Below are 15149 nucleotides of genomic sequence, written 5' to 3' on the forward strand. Positions count from 1 at the left end.
ACATGCAATGGCGAACCGACCTCACCCCCACCCAGGCCGTCGACTACCTCAGCGAACTCTACGAACACGCGTGCACCACCGCCCGCGAACTCCTCACCCGCGTCGGAAACAACCCCCACCCCACCGACGACGACGTCTCCGGCGGCGTCCCCGGATACGACACCGTCGTCTACCCCAAAATCAGCGTCAACATCACCTCCTGGCAACCCATCGACCGCACCGAACCCTTCGGCTACGTCGACCACGCCGGCGAATACTCAGCCGTCCTCTCCCGGCCCACCATGATGCGGGCCTACCTGAACGACCAACTCACCCGACTCGCCAACAACTACCCCTGCACCATCAGCGTCGGCCCCTCCGACGTCCAGATCCCGCCGGAATACATCGACAACATGCCGGCCCTACCCCAACGCCCCGCAGGACTACCCCGCCCCAGCCTCGACGACGTCGACGACGCCATCATCGACGGCGAATGGGACGCCTTCCACGGCGACAGCAGCCCCCTCGTACAATTCTCACCCCAACGCTTCGACATCGGCTGCAAACGCATCGAACACTACACCGGCCTTTCCGTCGACACCGTCCAACGCTACATCCTGTTCACGAACTACCCCATGCACATGGAAGAGTTCGAAAACTTCGGCCGCAGCGCCGTCGACGACGAATCCTCCCGCTACACCGACTTCGTCTCCGCCGCCGGCAACTACCAAATGCCCCGCTACGACCTCGTCGCCGACAACAACAACGGCGTCACCATCATCAACATCGGCGTCGGCCCCTCCAACGCCAAAACCATCACCGACTGCCTCGCCGTCCTCCGCCCCGAATGCTGGATCATGATCGGCCACTGCGCCGGCCTCGACGGCCGCATGCGCATCGGCGACCTCATCCTCGGCAACGCCTACCAACGCAAAGACCACATCCTCGACGAACGCATCGGCCACCACATCCCCATCCCCGCCATCCCCGAAGTCCAACGCGCCCTCGAAAAAGCCGTCGCCAAGGTCTACGGCAAAAACAACGAACTCATGCGCACCGGCACCGTCATGAGCACCGACGACCGCAACTGGGAATGGCACACCGACAAAAACCTCTGGCAACTCCTCCGCGGCTCCACCGCCGTCGCCGTCGACATGGAATCCGCCACCCTCGCCGCCAACGGCTACCGCTACCGCGTCCCCTACGGCACCCTCCTGTCCGTCTCCGACCTGCCCCTACACAACGTCCCCAAACTCCCCGCCGGCGCCCAAGCCTTCTACGCCTCCTCCAAACAAGCACACGTCATGTGCGCCATCACCGCCGTCGAAGCACTCGCCGCCAAACCCCACAAACTCCACACCCGCAAACTCCGCCGCACCATCGGCGAAGTCCCCTTCCGCTAAACAACCACCAAAACCCCACCCACCCCACACCACAACCCCCCATAATGGGAACCATGAACGCACACATCCCCGAACCCATCATCATCCCCATCAACGGAAAAACCCCCAAAATCCACCCCACCGCCTTCATCGCGCCCGGAGCCACCATCATCGGCGACGTAGAAATCGGAGCAGACTCCTCCGTGTTCTACGGATGCGTCCTCCGCGGCGATATCGGCCCCATCCGCATCGGCGAGCGCAGCAACATCCAAGACAACTCCACCATGCACGTCGACGCCGACGCCCCCTGCACCATCGGCAACGACGTCACCGTCGGCCACATGGCCCTACTCCACGGCACCACCATCGGCGACGGCACCCTCGTCGGCATGAAAGCCACCTGCCTGTCCCACTCAGTCGTCGGCAAAGGCTCCCTCATCGCCGCCGGAGCAGTCGTACTCGAAGGCCAAGAAATCCCCGACAAATCCCTCGCCGCAGGCGTGCCCGCCAAAGTGCGCCGCGAACTATCCGACGAACAATCCGGATCCTTCATCCCACACGCCGGCCGCTACGTAGACACCGCCCGCGCACACCGAGAACAAATCGCCCAACTGCGCGACCCAAACCACGCACAACACTAAAACCCACAAACACACCCCAAAGGCACAAGGAGCCCCAGTCAGCGTGGACTATTTTCACCTCGGCCGATTCCTGTGGATGACCCTCATTTCCGCAGCCATCCCCACCGCGATCCTGCTCGCCGCAGTGTCATACCAACCCAGCCGTCCCCGTGCTCAGCGCGCACCATGGCAGGGCGCGCCGGGACTTCTGGCCTATCTTTTAGGATTGGTGTCTTTCGTGGGGTGGTTGTCTTGGAACACCACCAATGGCTTTGAGGAGTTGCTTCACTACGGCCCACCGGCTGTTTTTCCTGCCTGGCAGGTAGCCGGCTGCGGTATCACCTTGGTGGTGGGAACGATCGTGCTCAATGTCCTGCATTCCCGCAGCCTGCGGGAGGTGGTGGCGTTTGCGGCGCTGATTGCTGCGGGGTGTGCCACCGCAATGAGTCTCGCCGGAAGCTTCGGTGTGACCGCCCAGGAGGGTGTCGGTGTCGGGTTCGCCTACATTGGCGGCGTTGTGGGTGCTGCGGTGGTGGGCGCGGTGGTGTTCGCCCTGAGTAAGCTGCGTGCCCGGGCATAGGCTCTGCTTTTTAACTACTGTGTAAAAACTCCATTGCCCGCTGTGCGGCTAGGTATCCGGCCATCCCATGCACTCCGCCACCGGGGGCCGCGGATGCGCTGGCGAGAAACACACCCGGCACGCCGACATCATGCGGTGTGTTCAGGCGTGGCCGCGCGATGAGCTGCCGGACACTGTTGCGCCCACCGGCGATATCCCCGCCCACATAGTTGGGGTTGTAGGCCTGCATGCCGGGTGCTGTGCGCACCCTGGTGGCCACCACCTGGGAGGAGAAACCCGGTGCGTAACGTTCGATGAGTGCGGCGATAAGCCGGGTCGTGTTTCCGGTGAAACCGTGGGGTACGTGCGCATACGACCACACCGGGTGAATGTTGCCTGCGCTGCGGGTGGGGTCGGCTAGGTATTGCTGTCCAAGCAGCACAAATGGCTCCTGGGGCATTGTCCCGGGGTGCTGCGGGGAGCCAAAGATACTGCGTTCACTGTGTGCGATGTGTGCTGCGCGCCCGCCGAGGTGGATGGTGCCTGCATTTGCCAGGCGCTCATCGCGCCACGGGATGTGTCCTCGGATGGCAAAATCCACGCGGCACACCCCGGGGCCGAAGGAGTAGTTCGCATACGTTCGTGTGCTGCCCGCGATTTGTGCCGCGGCTTGCGGGGTGGTGCTAAGAAGCACAGCATCGCCTGGCTGGTAGTGCCTAAGATCCGAGAGGGAACTCACCGTGCGGTTGGTGCTGATTTGTACGCCATGGTGGGCAAGAGCATCCACGAGCGCGTCCACTAGGGCGCCACTGCCGCCGGTGATCACGGGCCATCCGCCGGCCTGACCTAATGCTCCGAGCACTAGCGCGGGGCCAGTGGTCAGGAGCTGATGCAGTGGCGCGAAAGTATGCGCAGCTAGACCCGCAAATAATGCGCCTGCAGCCAGGGAGCCGAGTGCTCGGGCGGTCATAGTTGCTGGCAGCCCCATCGGTGCGGCGAGCACCGAGTGCTTGATCGCAGCAGCAAGCGGCACCCCCAGTGCGACCGTTGCGGTCTTCTCGGGCGCGGCGACATAGGGACGGAAAAGACGCTTCCACCTATTGGCGTAGTGGCCGAACTGCGCGGCAGTTGTTTCAAGATCGTTGTATAGGGCGACCGCCGCGTCGTTTTCTGCTGACAGTGGATGCGCTAAAGCAATGTTTGGGGTGCTGGTGGCAACCTTCAGACCAGCATCGAACAGGGCTCGGAAAGCAGGGGAGTAGCCCAGCATTGGATGAAAGGCTGCGCATTCGTCAACGATGATTCCGTGGGGAAACTCATCAGCCACCCATTTGCTGGAGCGGCAGCCCCCTCCGGGGCTGTCTGCGGTTTCGTAGGCAGTGACGTCGAAACCGTGCTGTGCGAGGACCAATGCTGCGACCAGACCGTTGGGGCCGGTGCCGACCACGTGAACCCGCCCTATTGAGCCGGTGCTTACAGCAGTGGGGGAGTTGTTCATGACAGCCACTGTAGGGAGAAGCAGTGCACCGTGGACAAGACCGCGCGGTGTCCTCGATGTCCGCCCACTTCGTCTCTGACTCGCTCGGGTGATCTTTGCGCGCTGGCTCACCGGCGCACACATGGCTGCTGCCAGCAGGCATGGAGCAAACCTGCAGCAAGTAGCCATGTCACTACCACCCACCCGACGAAAAGCTCCCACGCGAAGCAGTTACCCTAGAAACCATGACGCCAGAGTTTCGCCCCATGACAAGCGCCGACAGCGACATCCGCGTCGAGGCCATCACCCGAAACCTCGAAGAGCACTCGCTGCCCTTAAGCGAACAGGAAGCCAAGAGCCTGACCGGCTTCCACCCTCAGCGCGGCGACTTCGGCTTCGTCGCCATCTGCGGCCCCGAGTGCCGTAAGAATGCCGACGATGACACGGAAGAAGGCGTCGCCGGCGTCGCCTGGGTGACCTACTCCCGCGACAACTCACTGCCCGACGTGGTGACCTCCGTGTCTCCCAAGCACCAGGGCCAGGGTGTGGGCACCGCCCTGATCGACAAGGTGCTCACCACCGCCCGGGAAAACAACCTGCCCGGTCTGATCCTGCCGGTGTACGAAAACCACCCCGCCCGCCGCGTGTACGCGCGGATGGGCTTTGAGTCCCGCGCCGGAGCGGAAGACATGGTGATCCACCTGCGCAAGCCCCTGCACCGCGTCGCGGTGTACTGCGGCAGCGCCAAGGGCGCGCGCGGTGATTACGTTGATGCCGCCCAGGACCTTGGGCGTGAGCTCGCCGAGCGCGGCATCGAACTGGTCTACGGCGGAGGCAATGTCGGCCTCATGGGCGCCTTGGGCACTTCCATCATCGAGGCCGGTGGCACCGCGACCGGTGTGATGCCGCAGCAGCTCGTCGACAAGGAAATGGCGCACCCCGATCTCACCACGCTGGAAATCGTCGACACCATGGCGGAGCGCAAAACCCGCATGGAAGACCTCGCCGACGGCTTCATCGTCCTGCCCGGCGGCATCGGCACCCTGGAAGAACTCTTCCAGGTATTCACCGGCCAGCAGCTCGACCACCATCAAAGCCCCATTGCGTTTCTGAACGTCTCCGGCTTTTATGATCCGCTGGTCAAGTGCCTCTACCGCATGGGTGAGGAAGGCTTTATTCAGGACAAGTATTTAAAGTCCCTCATCGTTGCCGATTCTGTGGCTGATTTGTTTGCCCAGCTGGAAAACTGGCGGGCGCCGGGGCCTAAGTGGGCTGACGCGGTCAGCTAAGGCGTCGCCTTTAAAGGCAGTTTAGCCCCACCGCACAGCCCCCTTTTTGTGGTCGCAAAAGCTAGGGTGCTGCCTAGTGGGTGCTGTGGGTTCCCCACGAAGGATTTTTTGTGGTGTGTGCTGTGCAACAGCTTCTATACTGGTTGCTACTTTCACTAGTCGCCCTGGGAAACAAAGGTGGTTGATCCAATGCACACCGCTGAAAAGGCAGAATATTTCTCCCGCGGGCCGGGCTTTTTTGACTGGTTGCTGTACGCCATCGCCGTGCTGCTGCTTGCGACCGGACTGTATGCGCTGTTTCCGCTGCCGCTGCTTGCCGCCGTGTGGGGTGGCTATCGCCTGCGCAACGCTATAGCGCCGGCGAAGAAGCAATGGGTGGTCTACGTCATCATCGGGGTGGTTTTGGCCATTGTGATGGCGTTGATGTTCCTGCTGCTCACCCCGGTGGGTGTGGAGCAAACCAGCATCGGGTCCACGTCGTGGGAACCGGCGCGCTAAACCTAGCCGGTGAGTAACCACCACTGGGCGCGGGTGGGGGATGAAAATGTGGGGCTGTCGGCATTACAGTGAACACCATGACCGATGTGAACCAGAACACCACCGCGGCGCGTGAGCCCAGCCGGCTCGACAAGGCCTGCGACGACTACATCGCAGACCTGTGCGCCATTGCCCCCACCGCGGCAACAGCCTTCGGAATTCCGGGCTTTGACGACCAGCTTGAAAACTTTAGCCCCGAATTCTTCGATACCCTCGCCACCCGCACCAAGGAGCTGTATGACCTGGCGCGCAGCTACCAGGACAGCGGCGAAGGCGATGCGGTTGACCAGGTCACTGCAGCAGCACTGGTCGATAGGCTCGGGGTTGAGCTCGAATTGCATGAGATGGGCGAGGACGAGCGCTGCCTCAACAACATCGCAAGCCCCCTGCAATCCATTCGCGATACCCTCCTGCTGATGCCGACGGAGACCCAGGAGGATCAAGACAACCTGGCCGCCCGCATCGAAAAAATCCCCGCCGCACTCGATGGATACCAGCAGTCCCTGCTGCTGGCGGCCTCCCGCGGCCACATCGCCCCGGCTCGCCAAATCCGGGAGGTCATCACCCAAGCCAAAGACCTCACCGGCGCGGACTCCATGATCCAGGGTGATGCCGCTCAGCAAGCTTTCGGCGAGTTCGCCTCCTGGCTTGAAACTGAGCTGCTTCCCAAAGCACCCACCCAGGACGGCGTCGGCCGCGAACGCTACCAAGTCTTCTCCCGCCAGTTCGTCGGCGCGGCCGTCGACCTGGATGAGGCATACGAGTGGGCCACCGTCCGCCTGGAGGAAATCACCAACGCCCAAAACGCCATCGCCCGCGATCTCTATGGCGACGGTGTTGACGCGGCGGGAGCGATGAAGCGCCTCGATGAGGAAGAGCGCTACACCCTTTTCGGTACTGACGCGCTGAAAACCTGGATGCAGGAAACCGCCGATAAAGCCATCGCCGATTTGGGCGGCACCCACTTCGACATCGACGAGCGCATCAAAACCATCGAATGCCTCATCGACCCTGCCGGCACCGGCGGTATTTTCTACACCCCGCCCAGTGAAGACTTCAGCCGCCCCGGCCGCATGTGGTGGTCGGTGCCTAAGGGCGAAGACACCTTCCACACCTGGCAGGAACTGACCACCGTCTTCCACGAAGGCGTGCCCGGCCACCACCTGCAGCTCGGTGCCACCATGTGTAACTCCGACACCCTCAACAAGTGGCGCAAACTCGCCTGCTGGAATTCCGGTCACGGCGAAGGCTGGGCGCTTTATGCCGAAGCACTCATGGATGAGCTTGGCTACCACGAAGACCCCGGCACCCGCATGGGCATGCTCGACGCGCAGCGACTGCGCGCCGCCCGCGTCCTCATCGACATCGGCGTCCACCTCGGCAAAACCAACCCCGACGGTGGGCAGTGGACCTATGAGTACGCGGATAACTTCTTCGCCAACAACGTGGCCATGGCGCCCGCCAACCGCCGCTTCGAACTGCACCGCTACTTCGGCTGGCCCGGCCAAGCGCCCTCCTACGCGCTTGGGCAACGCCTATGGCAGCAGCTGCGCGCCGACGCCCAGGCCCTAGGAATGGATACCAAAACCTTCCACGCGAAAGCCCTCGCCCCCGGCTCCTTGCCGATGGGCATCCTGCGCGACGTGGTTATCGGCACCACCAGATAGGTCTTGCTCGACCCCGACACACCCCGGTCACCCCGCACACACCAGGCGTGGGTGGCCGGGGTGTCGCATGGGTGCGGGTGAACTCACACCTTTTTATCTACCCCCGGTATGCATGGCGGGGTGAAAAAGGTGTTTGCCCAGCTCATGGGGGATTATGTGGGCAGGTGGTGGTCGCGCTGGGGGTAGGCGGCAGGGGCGAAAACCCGGCACGAGTGGCTAAGGGGTGGGAATAAAACACCCCGGGTGGTGCTTGTGCCAGGAGGAACACCCACCACCCATTGTTTACTTCACAAGGAGAACCCGATAGTGAGTACCCAGCAGTTTGATGTCGTCGTCGTAGGTTTCGGCAAGGCCGGCAAAACCATCGCCATGAAGCGCGCCAAGGCCGGCGACAAAGTCGCCCTCATCGAGCGGGATCCCCGCATGTTCGGCGGCACCTGCATCAACATTGGCTGCGTGCCCACCAAGAAGCTGCTGACCGAGATGGCCGCCTTCGAGCTGGTCGGCGGCGATAAGGACCAGGGTTTCGCGACCGCCGTTGAGCGCCGCAACGCCCTGATTGAGAAGATGAACGCCGCCAACAAGGGCATGGCCGACAATGCTGGTGTCACCGTCATCGTGGGCGAGGCACGCTTCGTTGGCGCCCACACTGTGCAGGTCACGGGTGGGGAAGATGAGCTGAAGATCAGCGGTGAGACCATCATCATCAACACCGGTGCCACCCCGGTGTGGCCGCCGATTCCGGGCATCGATGGCGAGCGCATCTTCAACTCCACCCAGATCCAGCAGATCGAGCGCCCCCAGCACCTCGTTGTCGTTGGCGGTGGCCCCATCGGTCTGGAGTTCGCCACCCTGTTCAGCGGTTTTGGTTCCCAGGTGACCGTGCTGGATGCCGCGGATCGCCCCTTGGCCCGCTTTGATGAGGACGTGGCAGCTATGGCTGCCGAGCTGATGGAAAAGCGTGGCGTCACCTTCATCAACGGCGCCCAGGTTACCGAGTTCGTTGAGGACGCTGACCAAGTCACCGTGCGCTACGAGGGTGGTGAGGTCACCGCCGATGCGGTACTGGTCGCCATTGGCCGTAAGCCCGCCACCGCCGGCCTTGGCCTGGAGGAAGCCGGCATTGAGCTTAATGAGCGGGGCGCGGTGAAGGTCGATGAGCACTTGCGCACCACCGCCGAGGGCGTGTACGCCGCCGGCGATGTCAACGGTGGCCCCCAGTTCACCTACATCTCCTTCGATGATCACCGCATCATCCTGGCCGACAAGTGGGGTGTGGGTAAGCTGCACTCCACCAAGGATCGCGTCATCCCCACCACCACCTTCCTCGAGCCGCCGCTGTCCACCGTGGGTGTCTCCCGCGCGGATGTTGCCGAGCGCATCGATGCCGGCGAGGTCGTGGAGCGCGTGGTGAAAATCGCCGAGGTTCCGATCCTGCCGCGCCCGAAGATCCTCGGCCAGCCGGAGGGCATGGCCCGCCTGATCGTGGAAAAGGAAAGCGACAAGATCCTGGGCGCCACCCTGTTCTGTATTGACTCCCAGGAGCTCATCAACACCGTTGCCCTAGCGATGCGCCACGATGTGACCGCCACCGAGCTTGCCGAGGGCATCTACACCCACCCGGCGACCTCCGAGGTGTTTAACGCCCTGGGCTAAAGTCCCGCGACGTCCTCTCCCCAAGCGTCGGCCGATCCACTGGATGTGGGTCTGGCCGGCGCTGTTGTGTGTGGTGCCCCTGCGGGGAAGCGAAAGAAAGATCAGGCCACGGCACGCGCGAGCGACACCGGGGGCGCCTATCTTCCTCCTCGGAACCCTCGCCGCCGGCGGCGAGCGGTCGCACAGCGCCGTGCGGGTCGTGGGTGGGGTGGTACTGCGCGCACTAAGTGGGGTGGGTGTGTGGGGTGGGTGTTTGGGGTTTGTCGACTGGTGGGGTGAAAAGATTTTGGGTAATGAGTTTTTGGGCGGTGAGTCTTTTGCGCCCATTTTCGTCACTGTTACTACTGTGGGCTATTTGTGGGGGACTCGACGATCGGCGATGCGGGGCGCCGGCGCGGTCACGCATGCTCACCCCGAGCCGGGCCGCCCCCGGGACTGTGGCCCTGTGGGTCCGAAGAAAGAATCGGAACTATCTCCACTGTGGTAGGTCTCCGTGGCGCAGAAGTTGCGAGAGGGTGTCGGGGGAGTGCTGTGGAGGAGTGCTGTGGGGGAGAGGTTTGGGGTTTTGGGGGGCTGTCTGACGCAGGATGTTCACAAGCAGAATCTTTAAAAAATCGCCTCGATAGGCAGTGAAGGCCTATATAGTGATGGACATCATAGGAGTAACCCGGTCGGGTAACTTACTACCGTTGAGAGGTAGAGCCTATCGCACTCACGGAGCAATCATTTTCAACACACGAACGGGTGAGGTTATGTGCATAGGTCTATGACGTGGGCAAATGTGAGAAAACATTAAGAAACTAAGGATTGCGTGCTCCTAATCATCAGCATTGGGAAACAAATATTCAAGAAAATGCCAGGTTATTGGCAAATTGAACTCAGTTCCCAGGATGGGTGAAACCTGAGAAAAAACCTAATTTTATTTAGGTTTTGTGCCAAGGAATTGCTAAAGTCTCTCCATCTGGAGACCACTGCGTTCGCTGTGGTCGACTGTCAGTGAGAAGGAGTTGACGGACGTGGCCACTACCCCCACGCGTTCGCGAGCGAAACAAAATACCCCCGTAGGTATGCTGCGCGACAGCAAAATTTACTCAGCTTTGGCCCTAGCCCTTGTATTATTAATGGCTTTGGCTGTGACGATGGTGCCTCAGGCGCGGGCCTTCATTCCCGCGACCTTCCCCGAGGCCAAAGTCGGCATGGCACCCACCGCCACCGCTGAACTCACCCACGCTCCGGCAAAGCCGAAGCCGGGGGACAAGGTGACCTACACCGGCACCTACACCGTCCAGAGCGCTGAGAAGGGCGCGGCCGGCTATGACATCAAGATCGTCATCACCGAAAACGCCAACGCCCCCTTCGACTCCGTCGACGCCTCCAAGCTGTCCGTCAACAAGGGCACCGTCACCGGACCCACCAAAGACGGCGACACCTACACCTATGTCGTCAAAACCAACGACATCACCGACTTCGAGGCAACCTTTACTGCTGACGCCACCGTCAAGCAGGACGCCGGCGAGGGCAAACTCGTGATGGCCAGCTCCTCCATCACCGTCACCCCCACCCCGCCGCTGTCCATCGGTGCTGAAACCGTGTCCAACCAGCTGGTCAACTCCGGCGACGTGTGCACCGGCTACGGCGAGCACATCGCGCAGGTTCCCCTGACCAAGCTCGGTGCTTGGCTCGCTGACATCAAGTTCGCCTACGACCCCTCCAAGGTCACCCTCGACGAACTGCCCGACGCCGCCACCCTGTTCGCCAACGGCGATAAGGCCGATGCCCGCAACTCCATCAAGATCGAAAACGTCCCCGAAGACGTCCTGCAGGCCATCAAGGATGGCGCCGTTGTCAAAAACGACGACTCCACCCCGCCGTGGGGCCCGGTCGACCCGACCCTGGCCGGCCTGACCTTCAAAGACTCCATCAACTGGAAGTACGACCCGGCACTGTGGACCGGTGAAGCGTGGCTGCAGCCCACCGCCAAAATCACCGTCCACCGCGGCTACAACTACCGTTCCTGCAAGAACAACATCGCAACCGACTTCGACCCGAACCGCCTGAAGGCCTTCGGCCTGCAGTTCGACCTCGGCCGCGCCGCAGTCGACGTCAACGAAACCACCACCGACACCTTCGTGCTCCCCGGGGAGCGCAAGCCGATTAAGTGGTGTGAAGAGCTCTACTACACCGACCAAATCAAGGGCGGCACCCCGATCGTGACCCCCGTCGGCCAGGTCAAGGTCGTCGACGGTGTTGTCGAATCCTCTGAGAACAACATCGCCTCCATGACCCAGTCCTACGGTGGCCTCGGTATCTCCGAGAAGGTTCCGGAATGGGTGTACTACATCAAGGACACCACCCTGATGCGCGTCCACCTCGGCGACAACGTCACCGAAACCGTCGGCGACACCGGCGCCTACAAGCCGCAGCTGACCTCTATCGCCTTCGATCCCACCGGCACCCTGTGGCACATGAGCCCCAGCGGCCAGCTGTACTACTGGGACAACAACGAAAAGGGTGAGCCCACCGGCTCCGCCATCAAGGCCGCCTACGTGGAACGCCCCGCTTCTTTCGGTGGCTACACCACCAAGGGCTTCGTGCAAGACATCGGCTTCCTCAAGGACGGCTCCCTGGTCTTCGGTACCGGCTACCGCAAGGGTAGGAGCTCCACCAACGTGGTCTACACCGTGCCCTCTAGCGATCTGAAGGAAGGCCGCACCTCCAACCTGACCGAGTGGGGCAACTACCCCCTCGACAACGCCATCCTCGGCATCGCCTTCGCACCCGACGGCAACCTGTACGCCTCCAACGGCTCCACCGCCATCAACACCTCCCGCAACCTCTACAAGCTGGAAAAGGGCGGCGCCGCCGTGCCCGTGGAATTCGGCTCCAACGCCCGCGCCTCCAAGGGCATCCTGGGCCTGACCTCCTGTTCCTTCGGCCCCCCGGACACTGAAGTCCCCGGCCCTGAGGGCGTACAGGTACAAAAGTCCGCCTTCGACCCGGTCACCGGCGGTATCGCCCAGCCCGGTGAAACCACCGCCAACCCGGTCGAAATCCGCCCCGACGGCCGCGTCACCGTCAAGTACGCCGTCACCGTCGCCAACATCGGCGCCGAAGCCAAAGACCCCGGCGAAATCCGTGACGAGTTCACCGCACCCACCGGCTTTAGCATCGTCGACATGTCCGCCCGCAAGGTCGGCGGCGACAAGGTTGACTTCTCCGCCGACAACCCCGTGTTCAACCCGGGCGCGATCGACGGTGAAACCGCAATCACCTACATCGTGACCGTCAACCTCAAAGCCGACAGCGTCGAAGCAGCAGCAACCGTCAACGGCGAATGCGACACCACAGGCGCCGGCAACCCCGGCGGCGGCTTCTTCAACAAGGTCAAAATGGTTGACGACGCCGACGGCGACAACAACAACGACGCCTGCGTGCCGATCACCCCGCTGAAAAAGGGCCACATCAAGCTGATCAAGAAGATCGTCGACCAGGACGGCAACGACCTGTCCGCCCCCGGCGCCGAACTTCCCGAAGGCTTCGACCTGGCCACTGAGCTCGGCAAGTTCCAGCTGACCACCCAGGGCTTCGGCGTTGAGGACAACGCCCCGCTGTCCGGTGCCACCGGCACCGCCGGCGTTGACGGTGTCGCCGTCGATCAGGACGTAGTCCCCGGCCGCTACGAACTGTCCGAAGGCTTCAACGGCCCGAAGGCAAACGATCGCGACTACTACAAGTCCGGCGACTGGGAGTGCTCCGAAGGCGCCTACGATGCCGAAAACGCATCCGTGATCGTCCCGGAAAACGGCCAGGCTGTCTGTACCGTGACCAACACCTACGTCACCCCCCGCGTGCACGTCGAAAAGCTGGCCACCAACCCGACCGACAACCCGCACGTCGGCGAAGCCGTCAACCTCAAGCAGGCTGAAGGCGCCGGCAAAGACGCCCCCTACGTTGGCGAGCTGAAGTACACCATCAAGGTCACCAACGACACCGATGGTGTGGCCAACTCCAGCTTCATCACCGATAGCTTCACCATGCCCGCCGGCCTGAAATGGCAGGAAGGCAAAGACGCTACCGTCGAGTTCCTCACCTCCGGCGGCAACGCCACCATCGAATCCACTAACCTCAGCTACGCGCTGCAGGAAAACCCGGATGCCCCCCAGGTGGACAAGTACATCGCCACCGTTGGTGAAAGCCAGTTCACCGGTGAACTGCGCCTGGCTGACGCGGTGAAAAACCTCGGCCCGAAGGGTTCGACATCTTCCACCGCCACCTTCACCATCACCATCCCCGTGCAGGAAGACACCACCCCGGCCGGCGAGGACTCCACCGCCTTCCTCGAGCACCAGGAGCAGCTGGGCGAATGCACCAGCGAAACCCTGGGCGAAAACTCCAAGGTTGTCGGTGAAGACCAGACCAAGGGTGCCGTCAACGTCATCAAGCTGGACAAGGAATACCCCGGCTACACCGACGTGACCGACCTGCCTGCCCGCGACAACGTTGCGTGTATCCCGGTCACTAAGGACTTCCCGGCTGAGTGGAAGGTCGAGAAGAAGGCCGCCACCGGCGACGGTTTCACCGACTCTGGTGACGCGTCCGTCGGCGCGGAGGTCACCATGACCCGCCTGCCCGATGGTGCCGGCTACCAGGCAGTTGCTACTTACCAGGTGGTTGCTACCAACGTCGGCAAGACCGCGGCTGCTGCCCCGGCTATTAGTGATACCCCGACCCTGCCGGCTGGTTTCACCCTGAACGAGGTGACCTACGCCGCGGAAAACGGTGAGGCTGTCGTGGTGGAGGATGCGAAAAACGGTGAGCCGTTTGCTATCCCTGCCGGATCTTCTGAGAACAAGATTGATCCGAAGGGCACCGTCAGCTACACGGTGACCGTGACCGGCACCATCTCCTTGGAGGCCGCTGCGGCCGCGAAGTGGGATGCCACCTACGGTGACTCCATCAACGACAAGACCCCTGGCCTTGGCGAATGTGAAGTCAAGGGTTCCGGCACCCCGGGTACTGGTTTCTTCAACTCCGTGTCCATCGAGGGCGACGAGGGTGAAGACGGAAACAACGACTCCTGCGTTCCGGTCAAGCCCCCGGCATCTCGCGTGGTGGTGGAAAAGACCGACGACACTGGTATCAACCGCCTCGAAGGCGCAGAGTTCGTGCTGTACAAGGCAGTGTGCTCTGACGGTCAGTGCACCAAGGGCGAGGCAGTTGAGGGTGCTAACCCCATGCCGAAGCTGACTGAGGGAATGCTTCAAGAGCTGCCTGCATCGGCCACCGATGTTTACGGTGCCGACGGCCAGATCGTTGAAGGTGCTGACAAGCTGCTGGGTCGCGCAGTGACCCCGGAGCTGTCGGTCGGCCAGATGTACTACATCCAGGAGACCAAGTCCCCGGGCCAGACCAGCGAAGATGGTCCGAACTACTCGCTGCTCCCGGAGCCGGTGCTGTTCAAGGTCTCCGGTGCGGGTAAGGCTATTCCGGTTGACGGCCTTGGTGATCCGGTTACCGCTGAAGAAGAAGGTATTTACAACGTGTCTGATTCCTTCTACTTCGGTGAGGGCAAGATCAGCGTTCACGATCCTCGCGTTGGTGAGTTGCCGAAGGCTGGTGGCATGGGCCACTGGACCCTGGCAGGTGGCGCAATGCTGCTGATCATGCTCAGCCTGTTCGCGATGTACCGCATGCCGGTAACCCGCCGCAAGGCCTAAGGCACGCAAGCGCCGGCGGTGTCCGATCCCCTCCATCAGCTCCTTGGGGGACCGGATACCGCACAGCGCGTAGCTGGCTTAAATTTTCTTTAAGCAAAACCTTCACAATATTTATGCGGGCCGTCAGGGCTGTGAGTTTGCAGTCCTTTCGATAGCCGACGGGTAGCAAAACTCGTATTGCCAATCGTGGCTACCTTTTAGTCATCTCAATCCGTCCGCAATCGTTGTGAAGCGATGGCCATTTGGTGGGCAACCTGCGGGGTTTA

General features: G+C 62.1%; 9 protein-coding genes. 8 read left to right on the top strand and 1 reads right to left on the bottom strand.

Going from position 1 to position 15149, the window contains the following annotated elements; all coding sequences use genetic code 11:
- Nucleotides 1-2 precede the first annotated feature (2 nt).
- The 3 genes from amn to CAQU_RS00230 are packed head-to-tail and all read left to right on the top strand — an operon-like array spanning nt 3 to nt 2561.
- On the top strand, nt 3-1382 hold the full coding sequence (gene amn / locus CAQU_RS00220) for an AMP nucleosidase (RefSeq protein ID WP_075724201.1): 1380 nt from the start codon (nt 3-5) through the stop codon (nt 1380-1382).
- Nucleotides 1383-1435: 53 nt separating this feature from the next.
- Nucleotides 1436-2002, top strand: a complete 567-nt coding sequence (locus CAQU_RS00225) for a gamma carbonic anhydrase family protein (RefSeq protein WP_075724203.1) — start codon at nt 1436-1438, stop codon at nt 2000-2002.
- Between the two features lie 43 nt (nt 2003-2045).
- On the top strand, nt 2046-2561 hold the full coding sequence (locus CAQU_RS00230; protein WP_075724205.1) for a hypothetical protein: 516 nt from the start codon (nt 2046-2048) through the stop codon (nt 2559-2561).
- A 10-nt stretch (nt 2562-2571) separates the two neighbouring features.
- On the opposite strand, the gene CAQU_RS00235 is transcribed toward CAQU_RS00230, so the two are convergent.
- Nucleotides 2572-4038 carry a phytoene desaturase family protein gene (locus CAQU_RS00235; RefSeq protein ID WP_075724207.1) on the bottom strand — a complete coding sequence of 489 codons (1467 nt, stop codon included), beginning with the start codon at nt 4036-4038 and terminating at the stop codon, nt 2572-2574.
- Nucleotides 4039-4262: 224 nt separating this feature from the next.
- On the opposite strand from CAQU_RS00235, the gene CAQU_RS00240 reads away from it, so the two are divergent.
- The 5 genes from CAQU_RS00240 to CAQU_RS00260 all read left to right on the top strand — a co-directional run bounded on the left by CAQU_RS00240 (nt 4263) and on the right by CAQU_RS00260 (nt 14883).
- On the top strand, nt 4263-5306 hold the full coding sequence (locus CAQU_RS00240) for a TIGR00730 family Rossman fold protein (protein ID WP_075724209.1): 1044 nt from the start codon (nt 4263-4265) through the stop codon (nt 5304-5306).
- A 189-nt stretch (nt 5307-5495) separates the two neighbouring features.
- The gene (locus CAQU_RS00245; RefSeq protein ID WP_075724210.1) at nt 5496-5804 is read left to right on the top strand and encodes a hypothetical protein; all 309 of its coding nucleotides are present in this window, start codon (nt 5496-5498) and stop codon (nt 5802-5804) included.
- Between the two features lie 77 nt (nt 5805-5881).
- Nucleotides 5882-7510 (top strand): DUF885 domain-containing protein, encoded by a 1629-nt coding sequence (locus CAQU_RS00250; protein ID WP_211276122.1) that lies wholly within the window; start codon nt 5882-5884, stop codon nt 7508-7510.
- A 306-nt stretch (nt 7511-7816) separates the two neighbouring features.
- Nucleotides 7817-9166, top strand: a complete 1350-nt coding sequence (locus CAQU_RS00255; RefSeq protein WP_281247998.1) for an FAD-dependent oxidoreductase — start codon at nt 7817-7819, stop codon at nt 9164-9166.
- Nucleotides 9167-10305: 1139 nt separating this feature from the next.
- Nucleotides 10306-14883: an isopeptide-forming domain-containing protein gene (locus CAQU_RS00260; RefSeq protein ID WP_075724212.1), complete on the top strand. Its 4578-nt coding sequence runs from the start codon at nt 10306-10308 to the stop codon at nt 14881-14883.
- Nucleotides 14884-15149 lie beyond the last annotated feature (266 nt).

The organism is Corynebacterium aquilae DSM 44791 (assembly GCF_001941445.1).
Lineage (GTDB): Bacteria > Actinomycetota > Actinomycetes > Mycobacteriales > Mycobacteriaceae > Corynebacterium > Corynebacterium aquilae.

Bases quoted from the DNA above. Each gene is read 5' to 3' on its own strand.
- CAQU_RS00250 (WP_211276122.1), top strand. From the start codon at position 5,882: ATGACCGATGTGAACCAGAACACCACCGCGGCGCGTGAGCCCAGCCGG.
- CAQU_RS00235 (WP_075724207.1), bottom strand. From the start codon at position 4,038: ATGAACAACTCCCCCACTGCTGTAAGCACCGGCTCAATAGGGCGGGTT.
- CAQU_RS00260 (WP_075724212.1), top strand. From the start codon at position 10,306: ATGGTGCCTCAGGCGCGGGCCTTCATTCCCGCGACCTTCCCCGAGGCC.
- amn (WP_075724201.1), top strand. From the start codon at position 3: ATGCAATGGCGAACCGACCTCACCCCCACCCAGGCCGTCGACTACCTC.
- CAQU_RS00225 (WP_075724203.1), top strand. From the start codon at position 1,436: ATGAACGCACACATCCCCGAACCCATCATCATCCCCATCAACGGAAAA.
- CAQU_RS00245 (WP_075724210.1), top strand. From the start codon at position 5,496: ATGCACACCGCTGAAAAGGCAGAATATTTCTCCCGCGGGCCGGGCTTT.
- CAQU_RS00240 (WP_075724209.1), top strand. From the start codon at position 4,263: ATGACGCCAGAGTTTCGCCCCATGACAAGCGCCGACAGCGACATCCGC.